This is a genomic window from Actinoplanes sp. ATCC 53533 (assembly GCF_003947245.1).
The window spans coordinates 1-652 of record NZ_QHHV01000595.1; the positions used below are offsets into that span (position 1 = coordinate 1).

1 pseudogene is annotated in these 652 nt (G+C 57.1%); it reads right to left on the reverse strand.

The annotated features are described in order from the left end of the window. Positions 1-366: pseudogene (locus DMB66_RS60205) on the reverse strand (Fic family protein); the annotation flags it as partial. Positions 367-652: the final 286 nt, after the last annotated feature.

Below are 652 nucleotides of genomic sequence, written 5' to 3' on the forward strand. Positions count from 1 at the left end.
ATCATGGCCCAGCATCATGAAATGTAGACTTCGAATCAATGACTCATCAAGACTGAAGGCGGCATCATCGGCCAGTTGCTGGATGTAGGTTAGTGCGTTGCGATAGCCGACAATCTCAAGTGACGTGCGTCGGTCGGCATCGAGCGGCTCCTCGTCCTCCATGATCGCGAGGGCGTCATCGAGGCTGACGTCGTACCCTTCGATGCTGTTCGATCCTCTAACCGCTCGGGCCTTGAGGTTGCGCCGCATCTGACCCTTCCACCGCCTCGGCTCGTGGAGGTAGATGCGCAGCTCGCGGCGTAGTTGGTTGATTTCTTCGATGACTCGAAGGTCGTCCGGGTCGAGGCTGGGCGCACGGAACAGCATGTACCCAGCGTGGCGGTTGACAGAACTTCTGTCAACTTGAACAGATGATCTATCAATCTGCCAACACGTAGCGTGATGATGATCTCCTTCCTTGCGGGGATGCAACTCGAAACTTGCGAGACGGCGGCCGTCCTTGACAGATGATTTGTCAATCTGTTCATTGCTTTCCGTTGCCGAGCAGCTCGGATCAAGCTATGACGCTCGGTTATCGTGCAGCTTCCGTCCGTCAACCCCGAGAGGGTCGGCTGCGCGCGCCCCATGAGGCAGGGGCAAGATCAACCACAGG